The sequence below is a fragment of the Sphingobacterium suaedae genome, from assembly GCF_042684625.1.
GTDB classification, from domain to species: Bacteria; Bacteroidota; Bacteroidia; order Sphingobacteriales; family Sphingobacteriaceae; genus Sphingobacterium; species Sphingobacterium suaedae.
Window position 1 is genome coordinate 21,546 of sequence record NZ_JBHULR010000002.1, and the last position, 20,884, is coordinate 42,429.

General features: G+C 41.8%; 27 protein-coding genes. 10 read left to right on the forward strand and 17 right to left on the reverse strand.

The window, feature by feature from the left end:
- Nucleotides 1-19 precede the first annotated feature (19 nt).
- The 7 genes from ACFSR5_RS02405 to rpmB all read right to left on the reverse strand — a co-directional run bounded on the left by ACFSR5_RS02405 (nt 20) and on the right by rpmB (nt 5,697).
- On the reverse strand, nt 20-643 hold the full coding sequence (locus ACFSR5_RS02405; RefSeq protein ID WP_380900343.1) for a Crp/Fnr family transcriptional regulator: 624 nt from the start codon (nt 641-643) through the stop codon (nt 20-22).
- Nucleotides 643-2,232: a bacillithiol biosynthesis cysteine-adding enzyme BshC gene (bshC, locus tag ACFSR5_RS02410; RefSeq protein ID WP_380900344.1), complete on the reverse strand. Its 1,590-nt coding sequence runs from the start codon at nt 2,230-2,232 to the stop codon at nt 643-645. Before bshC ends, ACFSR5_RS02405 begins: the two co-directional genes overlap by 1 nt.
- A 284-nt stretch (nt 2,233-2,516) precedes the next feature.
- On the reverse strand, nt 2,517-3,851 hold the full coding sequence (gene rimO / locus ACFSR5_RS02415) for a 30S ribosomal protein S12 methylthiotransferase RimO (RefSeq protein WP_380900346.1): 1,335 nt from the start codon (nt 3,849-3,851) through the stop codon (nt 2,517-2,519).
- A 46-nt stretch (nt 3,852-3,897) separates the two neighbouring features.
- Nucleotides 3,898-4,860 carry a signal recognition particle-docking protein FtsY gene (gene ftsY, locus ACFSR5_RS02420; RefSeq protein WP_380900348.1) on the reverse strand — a complete coding sequence of 321 codons (963 nt, stop codon included), beginning with the start codon at nt 4,858-4,860 and terminating at the stop codon, nt 3,898-3,900.
- 152 nt (nt 4,861-5,012) lie between these two features.
- Nucleotides 5,013-5,174 carry a DUF4295 domain-containing protein gene (locus ACFSR5_RS02425; RefSeq protein WP_274267457.1) on the reverse strand — a complete coding sequence of 54 codons (162 nt, stop codon included), beginning with the start codon at nt 5,172-5,174 and terminating at the stop codon, nt 5,013-5,015.
- Between the two features lie 40 nt (nt 5,175-5,214).
- Nucleotides 5,215-5,397, reverse strand: a complete 183-nt coding sequence (gene rpmG / locus ACFSR5_RS02430; RefSeq protein ID WP_002998409.1) for a 50S ribosomal protein L33 — start codon at nt 5,395-5,397, stop codon at nt 5,215-5,217.
- A 66-nt stretch (nt 5,398-5,463) separates the two neighbouring features.
- A complete protein-coding gene (gene rpmB / locus ACFSR5_RS02435; RefSeq protein ID WP_037497627.1) occupies nt 5,464-5,697 on the reverse strand; it encodes a 50S ribosomal protein L28 in 234 nt (77 codons plus the stop codon).
- A 263-nt stretch (nt 5,698-5,960) separates the two neighbouring features.
- Between rpmB and recO the strand changes: the two genes are divergently transcribed.
- The 3 genes from recO to ACFSR5_RS02450 all read left to right on the forward strand — a co-directional run bounded on the left by recO (nt 5,961) and on the right by ACFSR5_RS02450 (nt 7,763).
- Nucleotides 5,961-6,686 carry a DNA repair protein RecO gene (gene recO / locus ACFSR5_RS02440; RefSeq protein ID WP_380900351.1) on the forward strand — a complete coding sequence of 242 codons (726 nt, stop codon included), beginning with the start codon at nt 5,961-5,963 and terminating at the stop codon, nt 6,684-6,686.
- Nucleotides 6,687-6,768: 82 nt separating this feature from the next.
- A complete protein-coding gene (locus ACFSR5_RS02445) occupies nt 6,769-7,212 on the forward strand; it encodes a DUF805 domain-containing protein (RefSeq protein ID WP_380900353.1) in 444 nt (147 codons plus the stop codon).
- Between the two features lie 92 nt (nt 7,213-7,304).
- The gene (locus ACFSR5_RS02450; protein ID WP_380900355.1) at nt 7,305-7,763 is read left to right on the forward strand and encodes a DUF805 domain-containing protein; all 459 of its coding nucleotides are present in this window, start codon (nt 7,305-7,307) and stop codon (nt 7,761-7,763) included.
- A gap of 121 nt (nt 7,764-7,884) precedes the next feature.
- Here the strand turns inward: ACFSR5_RS02450 and ACFSR5_RS02455 are convergent, their stop codons facing one another.
- Nucleotides 7,885-8,076: a cold-shock protein gene (locus tag ACFSR5_RS02455; protein WP_148909422.1), complete on the reverse strand. Its 192-nt coding sequence runs from the start codon at nt 8,074-8,076 to the stop codon at nt 7,885-7,887.
- A 153-nt stretch (nt 8,077-8,229) separates the two neighbouring features.
- Between ACFSR5_RS02455 and ACFSR5_RS02460 the strand changes: the two genes are divergently transcribed.
- The 6 genes from ACFSR5_RS02460 to gcvT all read left to right on the forward strand — a co-directional run bounded on the left by ACFSR5_RS02460 (nt 8,230) and on the right by gcvT (nt 12,550).
- Nucleotides 8,230-8,955, forward strand: coding sequence for an SIMPL domain-containing protein (locus tag ACFSR5_RS02460; protein ID WP_380900357.1), 726 nt, complete (start codon nt 8,230-8,232; stop codon nt 8,953-8,955).
- A gap of 5 nt (nt 8,956-8,960) precedes the next feature.
- Nucleotides 8,961-9,443: a DUF4112 domain-containing protein gene (locus ACFSR5_RS02465; protein ID WP_380900359.1), complete on the forward strand. Its 483-nt coding sequence runs from the start codon at nt 8,961-8,963 to the stop codon at nt 9,441-9,443.
- A gap of 61 nt (nt 9,444-9,504) precedes the next feature.
- Nucleotides 9,505-9,873: a DUF4359 domain-containing protein gene (locus ACFSR5_RS02470; protein ID WP_380900361.1), complete on the forward strand. Its 369-nt coding sequence runs from the start codon at nt 9,505-9,507 to the stop codon at nt 9,871-9,873.
- The gene (locus ACFSR5_RS02475) at nt 9,870-10,553 is read left to right on the forward strand and encodes a pseudouridine synthase (protein ID WP_380900363.1); all 684 of its coding nucleotides are present in this window, start codon (nt 9,870-9,872) and stop codon (nt 10,551-10,553) included. Before ACFSR5_RS02470 ends, ACFSR5_RS02475 begins: the two co-directional genes overlap by 4 nt.
- Complete coding sequence (locus ACFSR5_RS02480) at nt 10,553-11,374, forward strand: DUF6929 family protein (RefSeq protein ID WP_380900365.1); 822 nt, start codon at nt 10,553-10,555, stop codon at nt 11,372-11,374. The genes ACFSR5_RS02475 and ACFSR5_RS02480 overlap by 1 nt, the downstream gene beginning before the upstream one ends.
- 96 nt (nt 11,375-11,470) lie before the next feature.
- Nucleotides 11,471-12,550, forward strand: coding sequence for a glycine cleavage system aminomethyltransferase GcvT (gcvT, locus tag ACFSR5_RS02485; RefSeq protein WP_380900654.1), 1,080 nt, complete (start codon nt 11,471-11,473; stop codon nt 12,548-12,550).
- 865 nt (nt 12,551-13,415) lie between these two features.
- Here gcvT and ACFSR5_RS02490 read toward each other — a convergent pair.
- From ACFSR5_RS02490 to ACFSR5_RS02510, 5 genes are all read right to left on the reverse strand, one after another.
- On the reverse strand, nt 13,416-13,679 hold the full coding sequence (locus tag ACFSR5_RS02490) for a hypothetical protein (RefSeq protein ID WP_380900367.1): 264 nt from the start codon (nt 13,677-13,679) through the stop codon (nt 13,416-13,418).
- Nucleotides 13,680-13,899: 220 nt separating this feature from the next.
- Nucleotides 13,900-14,115 (reverse strand): DUF6358 family protein, encoded by a 216-nt coding sequence (locus tag ACFSR5_RS02495; protein ID WP_380900369.1) that lies wholly within the window; start codon nt 14,113-14,115, stop codon nt 13,900-13,902.
- Between the two features lie 2 nt (nt 14,116-14,117).
- On the reverse strand, nt 14,118-14,417 hold the full coding sequence (locus tag ACFSR5_RS02500) for a hypothetical protein (protein WP_380900371.1): 300 nt from the start codon (nt 14,415-14,417) through the stop codon (nt 14,118-14,120).
- Nucleotides 14,418-14,557: 140 nt separating this feature from the next.
- Nucleotides 14,558-15,982: a Glu/Leu/Phe/Val family dehydrogenase gene (locus ACFSR5_RS02505; protein WP_380900373.1), complete on the reverse strand. Its 1,425-nt coding sequence runs from the start codon at nt 15,980-15,982 to the stop codon at nt 14,558-14,560.
- 246 nt (nt 15,983-16,228) lie between these two features.
- Nucleotides 16,229-16,543, reverse strand: coding sequence for a rhodanese-like domain-containing protein (locus ACFSR5_RS02510; RefSeq protein ID WP_380900375.1), 315 nt, complete (start codon nt 16,541-16,543; stop codon nt 16,229-16,231).
- Between the two features lie 147 nt (nt 16,544-16,690).
- Between ACFSR5_RS02510 and ACFSR5_RS02515 the strand changes: the two genes are divergently transcribed.
- A complete protein-coding gene (locus tag ACFSR5_RS02515) occupies nt 16,691-18,001 on the forward strand; it encodes a M20/M25/M40 family metallo-hydrolase (RefSeq protein WP_380900377.1) in 1,311 nt (436 codons plus the stop codon).
- A gap of 73 nt (nt 18,002-18,074) precedes the next feature.
- Here ACFSR5_RS02515 and ACFSR5_RS02520 read toward each other — a convergent pair whose 3' ends face one another.
- From ACFSR5_RS02520 to ACFSR5_RS02535, 4 genes are read right to left on the reverse strand one after another with little or no spacing between them, the layout of a single operon-like run.
- Entirely contained in the window at nt 18,075-18,599 is a 525-nt protein-coding gene (locus ACFSR5_RS02520; protein ID WP_380900379.1) for a GNAT family N-acetyltransferase, read from the reverse strand.
- Nucleotides 18,600-18,602: 3 nt separating this feature from the next.
- A complete protein-coding gene (locus ACFSR5_RS02525) occupies nt 18,603-19,166 on the reverse strand; it encodes a hypothetical protein (protein WP_380900381.1) in 564 nt (187 codons plus the stop codon).
- Between the two features lie 60 nt (nt 19,167-19,226).
- Nucleotides 19,227-20,411 (reverse strand): M20 metallopeptidase family protein, encoded by a 1,185-nt coding sequence (locus ACFSR5_RS02530; RefSeq protein WP_380900383.1) that lies wholly within the window; start codon nt 20,409-20,411, stop codon nt 19,227-19,229.
- 17 nt (nt 20,412-20,428) lie between these two features.
- Nucleotides 20,429-20,884: an SPOR domain-containing protein gene (locus tag ACFSR5_RS02535; protein ID WP_380900385.1), complete on the reverse strand. Its 456-nt coding sequence runs from the start codon at nt 20,882-20,884 to the stop codon at nt 20,429-20,431.

Sequence of the window (20,884 nt, forward strand, 5' to 3'; positions counted from 1 at the left end):
TATGAAAATGACGCAAAGACTATGGTTTCCTACCGGAGGATCTCTCGGTCAGTAGCTCCCGACGGACGCGACTAAGGCTTTCCGGTGTGATTCCGAGATAGGAAGCGATCATCCATTGCGGAACACGCAAGAGTAGTCCTGGATACATCTCCATAAAGGACAGATATCGCTCCTTAGCACTCATGGCCAATAGCGAATTGATCCGCTTCTGTTGTATATAAATATTACGCTGCAGGGAATTTTCCAAGAAACAGGAAAAAGCCGTGTTTGATTGGGCTGCTTTTTCCATAAATTCGGGCTGAATAAAAACAATGGTTGAATGCTCAATGGCCTTGATATAATAATCGGAAGGTTTATTGAAATAGTGGCTCGCGCGATCAGAGACAATCCAATTTTCGGGTGCAAACTGCAAAATATGTTCTCCTCCTTTTTCATCCAAGGAGAACGACTGCAATAATCCTGTTTCGACAAAATATGCATAATGGCTCAACTCCCCTGCCCGAAGCAAATACGTGTTGTGTGGCACGGTTTTAAAAGAAAAGTACGACCGAAGCTGTTCCAGATCTTCATCCGTAAGCCCGCCCTTTTCTGAGTAGTACGCATAAAAATGACTCTCTTTCCAATTGTAATCTTCCACGGTCATTAATATAATATGGTAAACCTAAAATCTAATGGATTGAAATAGCGTTTCAAATCGCTTATAAGCTCATCCCCATGCTTCAAATATAAGGAAGCAAAGTTTTCGGTCCGCTCTTGCAACCCGCCCTGAGGGAAAAGCGAATCTTTTATCCGTTCAATTTGAACTAGTGCATCATCGTGGTTATGTTTGTCGGCTTTCAACAATTTTTTTTCCAGATTGTTGATCGCTTTTTTCAATCGTGCTTTAACGGCCTCCGTACTTGGGCCAAGACTCGGATCAATTTTGTGCGCACGTAATTTAATTTTAGCAAAGATAGCGTTAAATTCCATCCACTCGTCACGGAGGTTCAAGCGATGCTTGGTGTGGCGCCGTACATACTCATTTTTAAGTATATCAACCGACCGAAAAACGCTCTTAAAAGTCAAGTCTAACCGAAAAATTTTGCCCGCGATGTTGTCGTCGGTGATCATAGCAGAATTCCGGGGAACCAATACCGGAAAAGGGACTTTGTACTGATCAAAATTTGCTTTTAATTGCAACCAGTACACTATTTCTGCCCCTCCACCGATGTACGCCAGGTTCGGCAGAATGATCTCCTCGTACAACGGTCGCATAACAACGTTGGGACTGAAGCGTTCGGGATAATTGGTAATCTCCGCCTCCATTTCAGCGACCGTAAAGTAGCGCTGTTGATGCAAGATTTCAAAACGACCGTCTGGCAATCGAACGATGCGCTCTCGAAAGTCGTCGGTCAAATAAAAAAAATTTATCTCCCGTGCATGCACTTGTGTCTGATAACCTAACGCTTCTAACCTTTTCGATGTTTCTGCAATAACTTTACTGCTCTTTTCTTCAAGGATGTCTTGTGTAATGTAGGACGTAAAGGTTTCTTTCAGTGGTCTACAATCTGCATCTATGATCACCAACCCGTCTTCCTTAAAGAGTTCATTGACCATGATCCTAGTTGCCTCGGCCAGGGGGAGGTCTTGCAGGTATGCTTTTTCGACAATATTTTTTAGCCGTTCCGCATTTGTGGATATCCCGAACGTATTGCAATATTGTTTGACTGCATCAGCGATATCTCCGGTCGACATCCGTCCTGTGGCTGATCGTGCCGGTGTATCCCACAGGATTTTTTTTCCGAATACCCGAGTATGATTAATTTCAGCAAAATCGTGATCTTCCGTCGCCATCCAATAAACCGGCACAAAGTTGTAGCTGGGGTAAGCTTCTTTCAGATCCCTCGCCAAGCGTATGGCCGTTACAATTTTAAAAATAAAATAGAGCGGCCCCGTAAATATGTTAAGTTGATGACCTGTGGTAACCGTAAATGTATGCTCTTGTCGCAATAAGTCAATCTGCTCTGCAACGCGCGGAGAATCTTCCAACAAATTACCATATTGCCGCTGCAATTCATCGGCTAAAAGCGACCGATGAGGGAATTCACGCCGTTCCTCGATTTGCGCTCCGAATCCCGCCAAATTTGGTCGATGCCCGAAGAACGGCTGTAGTTTTTCTTCATTAGCCAAATAGGCCAATAACGTCTGGGAGAAGCTTCCCGTATCGCTATAATCGATGTATGTTGCTTTCATTTATCTCTTCTACTGCGTTCGTTTACGTAAGCAAGTGGTTATCTAGTAGCATGAAGCTGCGCTAGCTCACCGTATATCGTACGCGTCAAAACGAGAGGTCAAATTACATATTTTTCTGAAAAGCTTTGGGAGAGGGTTTATTTTATTTATTTATTTGACACTGCTTTTATATACCTTACGGCTGCATGCCGTACCGCCGCATCTCCTCAATAAAAAAGCACGATCCAATAAAGACCGTGCAGAATATATTTTCTTGATGTACTCAATCCTGACGAGCAACTATGCTATTTGACGACCTCTCCATAAAGATCGAAATCTTCAGCCCGATCCACCTTGACCTGTACAAAATCACCAATACGCATATAGTTTTGTTTAGCGTCCAAAATAACTTCGTTGTCTACTTCTGGCGAGTCGTATGCCGTTCTACCTATAAAGTAATCGCCGTCTATGCGATCAATGAGCACTTGAAACGTTTGGCCGACTTTTGTTTGGTTAATCTCATAGGATATACTTTGCTGAACCTCCATAATTTGCTCAACACGGGATTCTTTAATCTCCTCCGGAATATTATCTTCTAAGCTAAACGCATGGGTTTTTTCTTCATGCGAATACGTGAAACATCCCAAACGGTCGAAACGAGTCTCTTCTACCCATTGAAGCATCTCGCCGAAATCCTGATCGCTTTCTCCTGGATACCCGCAAATAAGCGTGGTACGCAAAGCTATATCTGGAACTTTATCCCGGATTTGGTTTACTAAATCGATCTGCTTTTGCTTGGTCGTACCACGGCGCATAGACTTCAACATATTGTCGCTGATGTGCTGTAGCGGCATATCCAAATAATTACATATATTGGATCGTTCATTCATAGCATCTAGGATATCCATAGGAAAACCCGATGGATACGCATACTGCAAACGTATCCATTCGATGCCGTCAACGTCGGACAAGTGGCGCATTAAATCCGAAAGATTTCGCTTACCATAGATGTCTAACCCGTAATACGTTAAATCTTGCGCGATCAGAATAAGCTCCTTTGTCCCGTTCGACGCAAGAAATTTGGCTTCCTTTACTAAGTCTTCAATAGACTTCGAGATGTGTTTTCCCCGCATTAGAGGAATCGCACAAAAGGAACAGGGACGATTGCACCCTTCCGCTATCTTGAAATAGGAATAGTGTGATGGCGTGGTCAACAACCGCTCGCCCAATAGTTCATGTCGATAGTCCGCGCCTATCGTCGACAACAGCTCTGGCAAATCATTTGTCCCGAAAAAAGCGTCGACATTTGGTATCTCGGATTGCAGCTCTGGTTTATAACGCTCAGACAGGCATCCTGTTACTATAACTTTATTGACTTTCCCCTGATCTTTAAGCTCCGAATATTGTAGAATTGTGTCGATGGATTCCTGCTTAGCATTGTCTATAAAACCACAGGTATTGATTACCACAATATCATCCGACTGTATGTTGGACGCCTCATGGACCACTTCCATCTTGTTGCCTTTGAGCTGCCCCATCAATACTTCGGAATCGTGAATATTTTTCGAACAACCCAAAGTCACCACATTTACCCGAGGCTTCCGCACTTGGGCAGCTGTTTTTGCATATTTTGTTTTCATGTTTTTAATACGGATGTATCATCTATAGCTGTCGCTATGGATGAAATCATTTAAATAAAGAATCGACAAAATCCTTTTTTTGGAAAAGCTGTAAATCGCCGATTTTCTCACCTACACCGATGTATTTAACGGGAATCTTAAATTGATCTGAAATGCCGATAACCACTCCTCCCTTGGCCGTGCCATCTAACTTTGTCAATGCTAGAGCATTGACATCAGTTGCCTGCGTAAATTGTGTCGCTTGTTCAATCGCATTTTGCCCTGTAGAAGCATCCAGAACCAATAAAATTTCGTGTGGAGCATCAGGTATTACCTTCTGCATCACATTCTTGATTTTCGTTAATTCGTTCATCAAGCCTACCTTATTGTGCAGGCGACCGGCAGTATCTATGATCGCGACATCATCTCCATTCGCTATAGCGGATTTCACGGTGTCATAAGCCACCGACGCTGGATCGGATCCCATCGGTTGTGCTACTACACGAACACCAACTCGCTCACCCCAAAGCTGGATCTGATCAACGGCTGCTGCTCGAAATGTATCGGCAGCGCCCAATACAACACTATTCCCAGCCTCCTTTAACTGATGCGCCAATTTTCCAATCGTTGTCGTTTTACCCACGCCATTCACACCAACCACCATAATGACATACGGTTTATGTTGCCCGTAAGCAAAGGATTCAAAGTCATTGCTGTTATTTTCTGCTAGCAAGTCTTGTATCTCCTCCTTCAACAAACGGTTCAAATCCTCCGTCCCAACGTATTTGTCCCGGGCGACACGATTCTGTATACGATCCACAATTTTTAAGGTCGTTGTTACACCGACATCAGACATAACTAATACTTCTTCTAGATTATCAAGCACCTCGTCATCAATCGTCGATTTACCGACAACTGCCTTGGTAATCTTAGATAGAAAACCCTCTTTAGTTTTTTCTAACCCCTTGTCTAAAGCCTCTTGTGCTTCCGGCGTTTCCTGCTTCTTCTTAAAAAAATCGAATAATCCCATAATGTGATCGTATGTAAGGATATGTCTTGCTTAAAATGGAGTCAAATATACTCAAAATCAGCTATACTAAAAAAGCCCTTTCGGCTGATACCAAAACGGCTTCTTTCATTTTTAAAGAAAAACTTTAAAAAAAGGAATATTTCCTGCGTAGCTTATTTAGTAGCTGCAGCTACAACTTCCTTCACTTTATCATTGTGAACCATACTCTCTTTGAAAGTATAAGCTCCCGTTTTCGCAGATTTAGCGGTAAGAACAACCTTTGTAAATTCTTTACCACCTCCTTTTTGTAACGATGCAACTGCTTTCTTTGCCATTGTCTTATATTTTTAGTCGAGCACAAAATGCTCAGGTTAATTACTTAATTTCTTTGTGAACAGTTACTTTTCTAAGTACAGGATTGAACTTCTTCAATTCTAAACGCTCCGTTGTGTTCTTCTTGTTCTTCGTAGTGATATAACGAGACATTCCCGGAAGACCACTTTCTTTGTGCTCAGTACACTCTAAGATTACTTGTACTCTATTTCCCTTTTTAGCCATTGTTTTACTTTATTATAATCCCGAAAGATTAGATTTCATGAATATTTTGATAACAGGCGATAATAATTAAATAGATCCTTTTTGGATAAATTTATTGATTACTGCTGTAATACCGTTCTTGTTGATTGTTTTGATCGCCGATGTCGATACTTTCAACGTAATCCAACGATCTTCCTCTGGAATGTAAAAACGCTTCGTTTGTAAATTTGGGTAAAATTTACGCTTAGTCTTAACGTTTGAGTGCGAAACGTTATTTCCTTTTAATGCCGCCTTGCCTGTTAAATCACAAATTCTTGACATGATATTTGATTTTTAATGTTGTCTGTTCTCTTTTTCTCTTTTCACAAAGAGTTTGCAAATATCCATATTTCTTTTGGGAATTGCAAGGAATGAAAAGAATAATTTTAAAAATTTAGGAAGCTCCTTGCTGTATGCAGCAAAACTAACGTTTTTACGTCAATCTGCCCTGTCTAAGTACCACAAATAGTTTTCCACAATCCACACTTCCCTTTCCCTGCTTTTTATTTGCTCCTTCGTATCTTTGCGCTTTATCGAATACGATTATGCTTTATAAAACGAAAGGGATTGCACTAAAAACGACAAACTATTCCGAGAACAGTATTGTCGTTCACATTTTCACAGAAACCTTTGGGATGCAATCTTACTTGATCAACGGAGCAAAAAAACCTCGAGCTAAAATCTCGGCTAACTTATTTCAGCCGCTGCATCCACTCGATATGGTAGTTTATCATAAAGAAAACAATGGCCTGCAGCGAATGAAAGAGGTTCATCAACTCCCCGTCCTGCGGGAAATTCCTCTCGATATTACGAAAAGCTCAATCGCTCTTTTTTTAAACGAGATCCTCTACAAAGTTCTGCGTCAACAATCACCGGATCCTTTCCTTTTCAACTTTATAGAAAAATCCATTGGATGGTTGGATGAAACACCACATAATTTGGCTAATTTTCATTTGGTCTTTTTAATTAAATTGAGCCGTTTCCTTGGATTTCTTCCGCTGCAGCCAACGACCTCCCATCTTCCCTACTTTAATTTAGTGGAGGGAGTCTTCTCCACCACCTTGCCTGCACATAGTCATATCCTACAGGAACCACACACTTCGTTGTTTCGTCTACTCTTGCAAGCAAGCTTTGAAGAAAGTCAAGCTGTCAAGATGACCAAAGAAGATCGAAAATACCTGCTCGAGAAAGTATTGGAATTCTACAAATTACACACGACCAACTTTGGCTCCGTCAACGCACTTTATATTTTGGAGGAAATTTTTCAATAATTTGTAAACTGTCACATTTTTATTGCTATTTTTATATGACACAATCGCAATTAACAAATTATACACTTAAAATCAATGACATATGGAATGGTTTCTGAAAGTAGTTCGAGACAACTACGCCAATTTTGATGGACGTGCTCGCCGTAAAGAGTTCTGGATGTTTGTGTTGGTTTGGATCGGAATTTACGTGGCGTTAGCCATCTTAGGAGGCATTCTTTCCTTTATTAGCAGTAGCCTTGGCTATCTGGTGTATGGACTCATTTCACTGGTGGGGATCGCACTGCTCATCCCATCGCTTGCTGTAGGTGTGCGCCGCCTGCACGACACAGGTGCTCCAACGTGGTATATCGTTTTCGCGTTTCTTCCAATCATCAGCTTTTACTATTTGTACCTGATGATTAAAGAGGGCGATAAGGGACCAAATGAGTTCGGCCCCGATCCGAAGGGGGCTGAAAATGACACAAATCCGTTTGGGAATTTTCCTCCGACACCAGAAAATAACCCGTTTACTAACCCCAACCCATAAATAAAAAGCCAGCCCATCAGGAGCTGGCTTTTCCATGTAGAAATTGGTTCATTTGCTTTCAAACGACTACTTTAACTAACAAAATAAAAAATATGGAATGGTATTTTAATGTAGTTAGGGATAACTATGCAAATTTTAGCGGACGGGCACGCCGAAAGGAGTTTTGGATGTTCGCACTATTTAACTTTATAATTGGTTCTGTCATTCTCCGTCTGCTTGACAATCTACTCGGACTAACATATGGCGGAAGTGATGTATATGGATCATACGCAGCATATGCCGAACAGGGGATCTTGAGTTCGATCTATAGTTTGGTGGTACTTATTCCCAGCTTGGCAGTAGCTGTACGTCGTCTACATGACACAGGAAAATCAGGCTGGTTTCTCCTCCTTCTGCTTATACCGTGCGTTGGATGGGCAATTTTGCTTTATTTTTACATCGTGGAAGGAGACCGCGAAACAAATCAATATGGCCCAGATCCTAAAATGGAAGAGCATAACCATCCCTTTGGAAATGTTCCCCCGCCGCCAACACCTAATCCTAATCCGTAGAAAGCTTGTTTTGCCCGCTATATTTTCGTGCCGTTCTAGGCTAAGTCGCAGTTTTATCAATTAAAAAAGCCAGATGTTACACACCTGGCTTTTTCACAATAAATATATTTTGAATCTACTACTAGATAAGCTTTACATTTACCGCATTTAGACCTTTACGGCCTTGTTCAATTTCATAAGATACGTGATCGTTCTCACGAATTTTGTCTACTAATCCCGAAACGTGAACAAAAATTTCGCTCTCGCCAGAGTTAGGAATGATGAAACCGAAACCTTTGGTCTCATTAAAGAATTTTACTACGCCTTCTTGCATTTTAATATGGTATTATATTTTGTATTGATCCTAAAGGTATAAATTATTTTTCAATGTACCTTTATTTCTTTTTAAAAATTTAAACGAAAAGCACCTGTATCGGTCAAACAATATGGACACATTTTTGTAGTAGTAACATTAAAATACAGAAACATGAAAAAAATAGTCGGTTTAATTTTAGCTATTTGTATGGTAACAATCGCCAGTGCACAATCGAACAATTATGAATTTAGCAGAAAAGTCTCTACCCGAGGCTATGCAGAACGAGAGGTAACACCAGATATCGTCTATCTTTCTGTTTCCCTAAAAGAGTACTTTGTAGATGGCAATACAAAGAAAAAAGTGACGATCGAAACCCTTGAAAAACAACTTTATGATGCGGCAATGACCATCGGAGTAAAGAAAGAAGACTTCACGATCCAAAACATTTACAGTTACAACTACGAAACTAAAAAGAAAGGGAATTCGGAGTTGCTGCAGGCCAAGCAATATCGGATTAAGATTTCAAACCTAAATGGATTGAACAGCATGCTGGATAAAGTCGACGCAAAAGGGTTACAAAGTACATCCATCAATGGATATGATCATTCCCAAAAACGCCAGATCGAAAAAGAACTTAAAGTGGCCGCCGTACAAGATGCCCGTGCAAATGCGGAGATCATTGCTTCAGCTACTGGAGACAAAATTGGAAAGGTGTTGGCTATTAACGATAACAGTTCTTTTGGCTGGAATGACATTATGCCAACACCGAGAGCTTACAGCATGGCCAAGATGGAAATGGCGGCAGATGCTGCAGGAGCAATGGAACCGAGCTTGGATATCAGTGTTCGGCCGATCAAGTTAACCTGTAACATCGATGGTATATTCGAACTGCAATAGAACACATGATGTTTGAACAGACCACACCGCAACCAAGCAATCGTAGAGACCAAGACTTTAAATGGGTAGAGCGGGTTGCTTCGTTGTTGGACAACAAATACAGCATCGGAGGGTTTCGATTTGGACTCGATCCGGTGCTGAATTTTTTTCCCGTGCTTGGCCAGACCGTGACCTTCGGGACTTCCGTTATATTAGTCGTCGTTATGTTTAGGAACGGCGTAAGTCCGAAAGCTGCAACCAAAATGCTCCTGAATGTTATGTTGGATGCGATTCTTGGTGCTATCCCTCTCCTAGGAAACGTGGTGGATTTCTTTTCAAAGGCAAACCAACGCAATATTAAGATCCTGAAAGAACATTATTATGAAGGAAAACACCAAGGCAGCGCAAAGGGGTTATTAACCGCTATTTTTATCGCCTTGTTATGCTGCTGTGTCGTGTTTATTTACCTGATATGGGTCTTCGGAAAATGGTTGATAGGCCTTTTCTAAAAAATTGAATTATCCTTCTCATAACGTAGCAATTCGTGCTGTATTTGCTTACTTTTGTTGTATGAGCAAAACCAGAATTTTCGCAATTTCGCTGATAGCAATTATACTGATTGCTTTCTTTACAAATCCTCGCCAAGAACAGCACGAGACGGCTATCAAAAATAAGGCCCTGACGTTACTACGTGAAAAATCAAACGCAAAGGATAAAGAAACAGTAAATTTTGGCATACAACTATTTGGAAGTACGCTAATTGACCAGTTTATAAAAGAGCATGTAAAAGTGGAAAATTATTACTTATTTTCACTGACAAAGATCAATTGGAATAATCAAGAAATGGTAATCGGCGGAGGGGCATTCAAACAAATTTGGTTAAGTCCTAAAATCGATGAAAAGGCTGCGGAGATTGTAGAAATGATAAAGGGGCTATGACGTTGGATATTCTTTACCGGGACGACGACATCATCGCGGTCAACAAGCCCCATGGCCTATTAGTCCACCGCTCTTCCATCGCCGCAGATACCTCGGTATTTGCCCTACAAATCCTTCGCGACCAAATACAACAGCCCGTTTATCCAGCACATCGCCTAGATCGGAAAACCGGTGGCGTGCTTCTTTTTTCTCTTAGTAAGGAAATGGATGCCTGTATCCAGCAGCTTTTCGCTGACAAGCAAATGGAAAAAAAATATTGGGCCATCGTTCGTGGTTTCACGAATGATGATGGGACCATCGATTATCCCCTTCGAAAGGAAAATGGCAATCTACAGGATGCTGTAACACATTTCCGCACATTGGGACGGGCAGAATTAGCACTGCCCTCTGGAAAACATGATACGTCGCGCTATTCTTTGGTGGAAGCATTACCCGTCACCGGACGTATGCATCAGATTCGAAAACATTTTGCACACATTTTTCACCCTATTATAGCGGACAGACCGCATGGTTGCAACAAGCAAAACAAACTATGGAAAGATCGGTTCCAGATGGACACGATGATGTTACATGCGCACTCGCTGAACTTCATGCACCCGCGTACAAAACAAAGAATTTTCATACAGGCTCCCTTGCAATCGGCCTTTGTCCGCGTTATGCAACTCTTAGACCTGGAATAATGAAAGAATTTATGTTAGAGGTGTTATTCACCATTCAAGGTATCGGGGCCGCTTCTGGATTACTCTACCATAATGAACAGTTGTTTGTTATCTCCGACAACAGTAACTATCTATACAATTTTCAGCGCGATACACAGCAACTAGATAAAAAACTGCTTATTGAAGACTCTGTACACACGCGTATCCCCAAAGACAAAAAAGCCGACCTAGAAGCGATTACGCAGTTTAATGAAACGCTTTACCTGTTTGGTTCGGGTTCCACCGAGAAACGAAATTTGCTAGTCACCTATACACTTGCGGAAGAACAAGTAGAGCGAATCGACTTGACAGAAACCTACCACTCCTTGCAAACAAAGTATGGGGTTGCGCCCGGAGACTTTAACATTGAAGGCGCACTCGCAATGAACGACGAATTCTGGCTATTCAATCGGGGAAACGGCCCTAGGCAAAAAAATGGTATTTTCGTCATCAGTCGCTCGTTTACTCCAAAGGCGTACTACCCTATTGAGCTACCAAAGCTACATCAGGTTCCCCTAGGCTTCACCGATGCTACTCTAATCGACGGAAAGATTTACTTTATCGCCGCAGCCGAAGACAGCCGATCAAATTATCTAGATGGTGAAGTAAAAGGGACAGTATGGGGCGTCATCGATCCACGAACAAAAGCGCTAGAATCGTTACAGACAATATCCGAAACACATAAATTTGAAGGGATGACATGCTATAAAGAAAGCAAGAACAAACTGGACTTTTTGCTGTGTGAAGATCAAGACGGAGACCTAGATAGTTCCAACATCTACCAACTCACTATTTTTCGATAAATCGATTGCGTAATTTGAAAATTTCATAAATCATACGGTTAAAAATGCTCTTTTTTTGCCTATTTTTGAACAAACTAAGATCTTACAACTGTTATGATTAAAAACACTGCGCTATCCGAGCACCATGTTGCTCTTGGGGCTAAAATGGTGCCTTTTGCGGGCTTCAATATGCCTGTTCAATACTCCGGCATTAACGATGAACACGAAACCGTGCGCACCGGAGTGGGCGTATTCGACGTTAGCCACATGGGGGAATTCATCCTCAAGGGGGAGAAAGCGCTAGACCTGCTTCAAAAAATCTCGTCCAACGATGTAGCGAAGTTGTATGACGGAAAAGTGCAATATGCCTACATTCCGAATGAAACGGGCGGTATCGTGGACGACTTTCTCACCTACCGCATCGATGAACACACCTATTTTTTGGTTGTCAATGCATCTAATATCGATAAGGATTGGGATTGGATAGGCAGGTACAATACTTACGGGGTGGAGATGAAAAACATTTCAGACAAAACTTCGCTATTTGCTGTACAGGGTCCAAAGGCTGCAGAAGCTCTGCAATCGTTGACAGATATTGAGCTTGCACCCATGGAGTATTATTCGTTTCAAAAAGGAACATTTGCAGGTGTAGATAATGTTTTAGTTTCGGCTACGGGATATACCGGAGCGGGCGGTTTCGAGATTTACGTGGCCAATGAAGATGCCAAAAAGGTATGGGACGCGATATTCGAAGCAGGTACACCGTATGGAATTAAACCTATTGGACTTGGAGCGCGGGACACCCTGCGTCTAGAAATGGGATTCTGTTTGTATGGAAATGATATTGATGACACGACTTCTCCTCTAGCTGCAGGCTTGGGATGGGTGACAAAGTTTACGAAAGATTTTGTAAATAGTGCAAATTTGCAAGCGGAAAAAGAACGTGGCGTGTCCCAAAAATTGGTTGGTTTTGAGATGCTAGATCGCGGAATACCCCGTCACGATTATGAGATTGTAGACAATGATGGCAACAAAATAGGACGAGTTACCTCCGGAACACAGTCTCCTACACTAAAAAAGTCTATCGGACTGGGTTATGTAGATAGCGCCTTTTCGAAAGAAGGCTCCGAAATTTTTGTCAATATAAGAAATCAGGCCATTAAGGCTGTTGTCAGAAAACCACCTTTTGTAAAATAAATTTTCAGTAAAAATACATTAAAGATTAATAATAGGGAAAACGGTTGTAAATAAAGGATTTACAACCGTTTTTTGATTTTTTGGTAATGTGATAAAAAGCAGAAAAAAGCGAGGTTAGGCAAAAGTAAGGTTACTAAAACGTTACTTTCAAGCATTAGAAACAACTACTTTAAAATACTGTAATTCAGCTTTCTGCATAGTTTTTCATATTGTTCCGTAGCTCACATAGGTTTAATTTTATCATTAAGAATTGTGAGTGCATAGACCGGAGCATGCTGACCCCCTGATTCCGGACTTAGTTTAGGTATGTCATGTTTGTTTAATCGTAGTTATCGCATGGCATTCCGTCAGATACTGACCCCTCTATTGTTCAAACAGCAGTATATTCCGGGGCATGTTGACCCCGTCGCATATAAAATTCTGTTTTGACAATTATTATTCTGGAGCATACTGACCCCCATTTTATTATTGGGACTTCAGGATTCCGGAAGAAATTGACCCCCTGTGGGAATACTGATTTTGGTTTTACTTTTGGGAAAATCATATACCAATGGCCGGAAAAACCAGACCCCCAAGATGTGAACGGCAAGCTTGATAAAATCCGTTTGGGTATTGAGGAATGTTATTCCAAAATTCTGAAGAACGAGGGGGCTGTAAACAGTACTAAACTTAAAAATGCCTTCCTCGGTATGGAAAGCGGAGAAATGACCTTTTTCAAGTTTTATGAACAGTTCTTATCCGACTATGAGAAAAAGGTCAATAGCGGACTTCGGGTAAATGGAACACGAAGTAAGTATAAAACACTATTAAGACATCTTCGCAATTTTGTACTTACAAAATACGGTTACTCCGATGTGTCTTTTAATTATATATCCGTAAGTTTATCTTCTTTAACAGGATATAAGATTGTCTTCAATTTATCCAAAGCTTTTGTATGCTTTACAATATCCATATTATTTAGATTCATTAGTTTCCATTGAACAGAAGGTAAATTAGAAACTTCATCTATGTTTTCTAATCCCAATAAATCCCAAGGTTTATGCAAAATAAAAAAGACGGCATTTAACGCCGTCTTTTTTAAATAAGCAAATATCATTTGGCTTTTATAAAAGCTGAATAAATTTCTCACTCATTTTTATTATATTTTGCTATGAGCTAACGGAAACACATTGAAAAGCAAAGCAATAAGCACCGTTACCAAATCGTTACCTTGTAATCTTTGATTACCCTTATAAAAGCTTAGTATTCAAGCGATACAGCTTTTTCCTGAAAACTTTAAAATAAAAAGAAAAAAAGGAGTTATTAAAGTGTCCCCAGAAAGTGTCTAACTTTTTGGGGGCATTGTATATTTAGCTCCTTTTTTTTTGTCCTTTATTGCTCATGTTGGCGGTATTCCTTTTAACAATTTTAAGCAAAACAACCTTCAGATAGATCATAACGACCAAAACAGCGATGGCTATAAAGACATACAGCTGGTTACCCGCTTGAAAAGACATAATTCCGCCATACACTAAGAATGCGATAGCAAAATTCAACACCACGTTTAAGATAAAATATTTTGTCATACCTATTTTTTAATCGATTCCCCAAGTACCCGCTCCCTAAGAAAGAAGAAATATACAATGCCCGCTACTATGTTTCCAAAGACCACAAAAACAAGGAGTAATATGCGCTCTATAGTTGTCAGTCTACCGGAAAGTATAATTTCCCGCAAAACCAAAAATAGCCAGACCAATGACAAGAATAAAGCAATACTTACCAATACGTCGGCAAATGGAAACGACAAAACCTTCAAGAGTAACGCCAATAGGTAAAATCCCAAGCTAAAATAGAACGCTTGTTTGGTTTGCTGCACAAGATTACTCATACAACAAAAGTACACAATCCGTAACAAAGTCCGGATTTAAAACTAGATCAATGTGATTGTATTAATGCGATAGTATTTACATACGGCCAGAGTAGACCACAGGCCGTATGTATGAAAAAACAAACGACGGTTTATTTCTGTTACGGAAAAATACCCAATTCTTCGTATGCTACGCCAATTTTATTAATGGCACAGACAAATGCCGCTGTCCGCAAATCCTCCACGTCATCACCTGAAACATATATTTCTCTGATTTCCCGATACGATCCGATCATCGTATCTTCCAATCCAGAATGTACCAAATCAATCTCATCTGGCCCCCGCAGGATCGTCTTCCGCTCAAGGTCCGATACTTTCTTTCCTGTGGTCGACTCGATGATATCAATAAGCTCATGGTACATATTTTCACTAAAGCGCTTTTCCAATCGTCCGTACCGGACATGACTTAAATTTTTCAACCATTCAAAATAAGAAACAGTCACCCCGCCGGCGTTCAAATAAATATCAGGAATGATCAGCACGCCCTTTTTATTCAGGATATCGTCTGCGTCAGAGGTCAACGGTCCATTTGCGGCCTCTCCAATAATCATCGCTTGTATGCGGTCTGCATTATCTTTATGGATTACGCTCTCTAGAGCTGCTGGAATAAGGATATCACATGGTTGCTCCAAACCCTCTGCCGGATTAGAAAAACTGATGGCTCCTGGATAATTTACAATCCCTCCGGTATGCTGCCGATGTGCCTGCACGGACTGAAGATCCAATCCGTTTTCGTCATAAATAGCGCCATCGTATTCGATCAGCCCCACCAGCTTTGCCCCTGCTTCCTGAAAATATTTAGCCGTGTGGTAGCCAACGTTACCCAATCCTTGTACAATCACCTTTTTCCCGGCAACCCCTGTCGTTAAACCAAGTTTTTCCATATCCTCCTGAAAAGAACAGGCTTCTCGAACGCCAAAAAACACCCCCAAACCAGTAGCTTCTGTGCGACCCCGAACGCCGCCCTGCGAAATCGGTTTCCCGGTTACACAAGCCTGCGCATTGATGTCATTGGGATTCAAAGAGGAATAGGTATCCAAGATCCAACTCATTTCTCGGGCGCCCGTACCGTAGTCGGGCGCAGGAACATCAATCCCTGGACCTATAAAATTTTTCTTACAAAGCTCCGAGGTATACCGACGTGTTATCTTCTCCAGTTCGAAAGCGGAATATTTCTTTGAATCTATCTTTATTCCACCCTTACCTCCGCCAAATGGTACGTTGACAATGGCACATTTGTAAGTCATCAACGATGCCAGGGCCATGACCTCTTCCTGGTCAACTTCTAAGCTGAAACGGATCCCGCCCTTACACGGCAACTTATGATGAGAATGTTGTACGCGATAGGCCTCAATAACTTCAATCCGTTCGCCTATTTTTACAGGAAACTTCACGCGTAAGATGGAATTGCAGGCCTTAATTTGATCGAGAATTCCTCTGTCAAAGCGTGTATGCTTTGCCGCCTTTTCAAAGTTCTGAAGAACGCTCTCAAAAAAACTATTGTTTACTGAATTTGTTATCGCCATAACAATGCTGTTTATATGTTTATTTTGGTTTTATTAATACGTTAAAATTAAAAAACTTTGCCCGACTTGCAGAGGAAATAAACTGATCGTAAAACATTTACTTGTTTTACGTTTTTAACGCCAATTTGTTTTGGAACAGCTAAAAAACTATGCAAAACAATGCGAGTTTTTATTAAAAGCGTGCTGATTATTGAAAACAAAAAAGGAGGCATATGCCTCCCATTTCTTTTTACTTGCGCAGAATGTTTAATATACATCCAGCTCAGGATCAATTTCTTCTTTCCAGGCTAAAATTCCACCTTTTAAATTTGCCAGATTTTCGAACCCCTGTTGTTCCAATAACATAACCGCTTGAGCACTTCGTTTTCCACTCCGACATTGAATGATAACCGGCTTGTCTTTTGCCACCTTATCCGACTCTATTACGATGCCGGCTAGCGGAATATTCAAACCATTTAGGTTGGAAACTTCATATTCAAACGGCTCGCGAACGTCAATCAGCTGAAATTCGTCGTTGCGATCCATCATGTTTTTCAATTCTTGAACGGTAACTTCTTTCATATTTTTTTTACTTTTATCAAACTTAGATAAATTTACGATTGTATGCAACATTCTCGATAAGGCACATCATGTAAACGGACAAATACATGTATCGAGAATCTGCAGCATATGATCACAAATTTTGTACCTAATTGTACACGATATATCATGAAAATAAACACTATTTCTCTTTCTCTCTTTGCAGCGTTGCAATTGCTCTCCGGCGCGGCCAATAGCCAAACTTCGATAGCAGACACGCAAGATATCCAACGCATCATACAAACCTTAGCCGCAGATGACATGCGTGGTCGTGCAGCATTAACACCCGATATCGGCAAGGCTGCCGACTTCATCGCCAATGAATTCAGACAGGCTGGACTCAAGCCTTACGCAGAAGAGAACTACAGACAAACCTTCGATATAACACGTGTCTCAACAGCAGAACAAAATGTTCAAGTAAATAGCGAACAGCTAAAACCTGACGACTATATTATTTTGAGCAATGAACCTTCCTTGCGATGGAGTTCCTCACAAGATCTGCCTTCTCTGGAAATAACGGCTGGACAAGATTTCTCCGAACGCTTTAGGGAAATCGTCCGCAATAATCCGGGTAACGCGGTCATATGGGTAGACCCGTCTTTTGCGCCTCTACTCGCCCGCTTCAAGAAAATATTCACTCGCGAAAACGTGGTGCCCAAACAGGACACGCCTTCATACGGGTTCAGCAAGGTGTTTATTGTTAAAAGAGCGCCTATAACATCTTTTCAGATCACTTCGGATACTAAACATCAGGACTTTTCGCTGTTTAACGTAGCTGCCGTCATTCCAGGTCGGTCTAAAGCCGATGAATTCGTTGTTTTCTCAGCCCATTATGATCATATCGGGATATTAGACCCTGTCGAACAAGATTCCATCGCTAATGGAGCCGACGACGATGCCTCAGGAACAACAGCCATGATTGCCCTAGCCAAACATTTTCAAAAACTAAATAACAATGAACGTACGTTAATCTTTGTTGCATTCACGGCGGAAGAGATTGGCATGTTCGGGTCCAAATATTTTTCCAACCAGATTGATGCCGATCAGGTAGTAGCAATGGTCAATATAGAGATGATCGGAAAAGACTCCAAATTTGGACCAAATAGCTTGTATGTCACAGGTTATAACAATTCAAACCTGGCCGCTTTAATGCAAGAAAACCTAAAAGGAACAGCATTTACGTTTCACCCAGATCCTTACCCACAACAAAACCTTTTCTATCGAAGCGACAACGCGGTCTTAGCTGCATTGGGCGTGCCTGCGCATACGTTCTCCACATCGCAAATTGATAAAGACGCTTATTATCACACGGTAAAGGATGAACTATCCACATTGGATATACAAAACATTAAATCGAGTATCGAAGCAATTGCACAAGGTGTGAAGGGTATAGTCGCAGGGAAGCAAACACCATCGCGGGTTGAGAAATTAAAAGAGTAACCGTTGCCTAGGATGCCTTAGCATACCAGATAAAAGGTGCTCACAATCTATTTCTGGATTCTAATGTCAACTATTACTTGTTTAGCGACGAATGCGTAGGCTGGGCCGTTGTCCCCGTCACTCGCTTACGCATGACGTAATCGTTGAGCACGAATCCAAAATAAGGAATATCGACGGTTTTCCATATCTCGAACCCCTGACGAAGGTAAAAATGATAGGCTTTATTATTGCGGTTAACATTAAGCTCCAACAAACTAAATCCCAGTTGCAAAGCGAGCCGTTCAGCAAATAAAATGAAGTTCCCTCCATAACCTTTGCCTTGCTCTTCGGGCGACAAATACAACTTCTCAAGTCGCAGGACATCTGCCCCTTGTCGTTGTACAGCGGCAAAGCCAACCGTTTTTTCACCATCATTTCCGAGATAGAAAATTTGTCCACCATCCATAGCCTCAGCAATGCCCCTTTCCGTATAGGATCTATTCAACATAAAATCGATTTGTACATCGGAAAGCACCCCGGCATACCCTATCCGCCAACTACGATCCGCGACTCCCGCTATGAGCTGCCAGTCTCGCTTTGTTGCCTGTACGATCTTCATCACTTATATTTTCTCCCCGATAGCGACAAAATCGCCGGTATTCAAATCCACATAAAAAAAACCGTCGTCTTCCGTTTCAAACGTATCCACACTTATTTTCCGCAGGTTCACGAATGATTTGAGCGTATGCTCTGCAACAACTATACGTGTGCCCGCCACAACCCATTTTTCATAATGTTCGCGAACAAATACATAGCGAATTCCAGCACAAAACAAAACAACATTGATTCGGTCCGCCAGCGTAGACAATTCCTTGGGTATATAAGAGTTGACGATATTAACCGCTCCATAATCTTTAGCAATGAGATGGGTCACACAAGCAAGTACAAAATCCTGTGGTGATGATAGAATCTGAATTTCTTCTTGGGCATAAATCGCGGCATCGTTTGTACAAACGATGTCTACTTTTATTCCCTCAGCGAGTAAAAAGTCAACCGTGTACGCACTAGCAAGGACCGTAGGACTCCATTCCAGCAACTGACCGATATAGTCCGCCGGAAGATCCTGAATGGAACCAAGAATAAGCGCGGGCTCTTGATTTTCCCTAACAATATGGTGCGACGACATGATGTTGATAAAATGTAAACCACACGAGACCTCCCTTATAAGGATAAAGTCTAACAGCCGTTATCCTTCCAGTTGGCGGAGCGTTATATAGGCCATTAAACCGATACTTGTTTTTAGTGAACGTTCGTCCACATCAAACGCCGGAGTATGTACTGCAGAGGTTATTCCAGCTTCCTTATTACCTGTTCCGAGACGATAGAAACAGGCATCAACCTCCTGTGAATAGTATGAAAAATCTTCTGCGGCCGGCCAAATGTCGAGTTCGACAACATGGTCTTCTCCCAGATATTCCACCGCAAACGCTCGGGACGAGCTTGTTATCTTGGCCTCATTAATCAAAAACGGGTATCCCTTCCTCACTTCGAAGTCACAAGTAGCTCCCATACTTTCGGCTATTCCCACAGCCATCTTTACCATGCGCAAGTGTGCTTCCGCACGCCAGCTTTCGTCAAACGTCCGAAATGTCCCTTCAAGATAAACCTCATCGGGGATGACATTTGTTGCTCCATTTCCAACAATTTTTCCCCAGGAAAGTACCGTTGGAGTACGTGGATCTGCCTGACGACTCACGACCTGTTGCAAAGCGGTAATAATCTGTGCCGTAATGGCAATGGGATCAATATTCTGATGTGGATGCGCTCCATGCCCGCCACGGCCCTTTATGGTCATAAACAATTCGTCACACGAAGCCATATATTTTCCAGTCCGAAAGCCTACTTTTCCGGCTTCTATCAATGGCATAACATGCTGACCGATAATACCCACCGGCTCAGGGTTTCGTAAGACGCCTTCCTTAATCATGATCGATGCCCCGCCAGGTAGACGCTCTTCTCCAGGCTGAAAAATTAGTTTAACGGTTCCTGCAAATGTAGCTTTCATCGCGTTTAAAATCGCGGCTACACCAAGCAAAGACGCGGTATGTACATCATGTCCGCAAGCATGCATTACGCCGGCATGTTGTGAACCATATGACCGACCCCCCACTTCTTGAATCGGTAATGCGTCCATATCGGCACGCAACGCCAAGACCTTTCCTCCCACTTGCTCGCCGCGTATCAAAGCAACAACCCCTGTGCCTGCCATACTTTCGTAAGAAATACCTAGCCGGTCTAACTGTTGTTTAACAAATGCTGCCGTCTCATATTCTTCAAAAGACAGCTCCGGATATTGGTGCAAGTGTCGCCTCACTTGGACCGTTTCTTCAAAAAATTGCTCGGCTAGTGCTTCGATTTCGTCTTTTAGCATGGGATATGGCCTTTCTATTATTCGTAAACCCAAACGTTCTCAGTAAATACAAAAACGTTACTATATTGCGAGCGCAGCTCACGCATAAAACTGTTTGCTTCTGACCGGCTTCGAAAGTCGCCGACCTTCACCCGATAATTCGGCTCGCTATAACTTACATAGCTACCGAAATCTTTGTATTCTTGCTGAAAACGACTTTGTACCGCATACGCATCGTTTCGGCTAGAGCCAGAGTAAATTTGAACGCGAAATCCCCGAACTTGGACACGTTTCGCATTCTTCTTGTCAACGACCTTAGAGCCTAAGCTGACCATCCGGGCTGTCGTAGGATTGATCCCGTTTTCTGCTCTGAACGCTTGTAGTAAGTTGATCAAAGAATCTTTCTGAACTTCAACAATACCGTTCGATTGCGCTTTCGCCACGTGCGTTAGTCCACAAATAAACAAACCGATTATCAATCCCTTATATAACAT

Coding starts and splice junctions, on each gene's coding strand:
- recO (WP_380900351.1), top strand. CDS start 5,961: ATGCTTTATAAAACGAAAGGGATTGCACTAAAAACGACAAACTATTCC.
- bshC (WP_380900344.1), bottom strand. CDS start 2,232: ATGAAAGCAACATACATCGATTATAGCGATACGGGAAGCTTCTCCCAG.
- ftsY (WP_380900348.1), bottom strand. CDS start 4,860: ATGGGATTATTCGATTTTTTTAAGAAGAAGCAGGAAACGCCGGAAGCA.
- ACFSR5_RS02495 (WP_380900369.1), bottom strand. CDS start 14,115: ATGACAAAATATTTTATCTTAAACGTGGTGTTGAATTTTGCTATCGCA.
- rpmG (WP_002998409.1), bottom strand. CDS start 5,397: ATGGCTAAAAAGGGAAATAGAGTACAAGTAATCTTAGAGTGTACTGAG.
- ACFSR5_RS02510 (WP_380900375.1), bottom strand. CDS start 16,543: ATGAAAGAAGTTACCGTTCAAGAATTGAAAAACATGATGGATCGCAAC.
- ACFSR5_RS02530 (WP_380900383.1), bottom strand. CDS start 20,411: ATGCTAAAAGACGAAATCGAAGCACTAGCCGAGCAATTTTTTGAAGAA.
- ACFSR5_RS02520 (WP_380900379.1), bottom strand. CDS start 18,599: ATGAAGATCGTACAGGCAACAAAGCGAGACTGGCAGCTCATAGCGGGA.
- rpmB (WP_037497627.1), bottom strand. CDS start 5,697: ATGTCAAGAATTTGTGATTTAACAGGCAAGGCGGCATTAAAAGGAAAT.
- ACFSR5_RS02505 (WP_380900373.1), bottom strand. CDS start 15,982: ATGGCGATAACAAATTCAGTAAACAATAGTTTTTTTGAGAGCGTTCTT.
- ACFSR5_RS02515 (WP_380900377.1), top strand. CDS start 16,691: ATGAAAATAAACACTATTTCTCTTTCTCTCTTTGCAGCGTTGCAATTG.
- ACFSR5_RS02405 (WP_380900343.1), bottom strand. CDS start 643: ATGACCGTGGAAGATTACAATTGGAAAGAGAGTCATTTTTATGCGTAC.
- rimO (WP_380900346.1), bottom strand. CDS start 3,851: ATGAAAACAAAATATGCAAAAACAGCTGCCCAAGTGCGGAAGCCTCGG.
- ACFSR5_RS02535 (WP_380900385.1), bottom strand. CDS start 20,884: ATGTTATATAAGGGATTGATAATCGGTTTGTTTATTTGTGGACTAACG.
- ACFSR5_RS02425 (WP_274267457.1), bottom strand. CDS start 5,174: ATGGCAAAGAAAGCAGTTGCATCGTTACAAAAAGGAGGTGGTAAAGAA.
- ACFSR5_RS02470 (WP_380900361.1), top strand. CDS start 9,505: ATGAGCAAAACCAGAATTTTCGCAATTTCGCTGATAGCAATTATACTG.
- ACFSR5_RS02475 (WP_380900363.1), top strand. CDS start 9,870: ATGACGTTGGATATTCTTTACCGGGACGACGACATCATCGCGGTCAAC.
- ACFSR5_RS02445 (WP_380900353.1), top strand. CDS start 6,769: ATGGAATGGTTTCTGAAAGTAGTTCGAGACAACTACGCCAATTTTGAT.
- ACFSR5_RS02455 (WP_148909422.1), bottom strand. CDS start 8,076: ATGCAAGAAGGCGTAGTAAAATTCTTTAATGAGACCAAAGGTTTCGGT.
- ACFSR5_RS02450 (WP_380900355.1), top strand. CDS start 7,305: ATGGAATGGTATTTTAATGTAGTTAGGGATAACTATGCAAATTTTAGC.
- ACFSR5_RS02460 (WP_380900357.1), top strand. CDS start 8,230: ATGAAAAAAATAGTCGGTTTAATTTTAGCTATTTGTATGGTAACAATC.
- ACFSR5_RS02465 (WP_380900359.1), top strand. CDS start 8,961: ATGATGTTTGAACAGACCACACCGCAACCAAGCAATCGTAGAGACCAA.
- ACFSR5_RS02525 (WP_380900381.1), bottom strand. CDS start 19,166: ATGTCGTCGCACCATATTGTTAGGGAAAATCAAGAGCCCGCGCTTATT.
- ACFSR5_RS02500 (WP_380900371.1), bottom strand. CDS start 14,417: ATGAGTAATCTTGTGCAGCAAACCAAACAAGCGTTCTATTTTAGCTTG.
- ACFSR5_RS02480 (WP_380900365.1), top strand. CDS start 10,553: ATGAAAGAATTTATGTTAGAGGTGTTATTCACCATTCAAGGTATCGGG.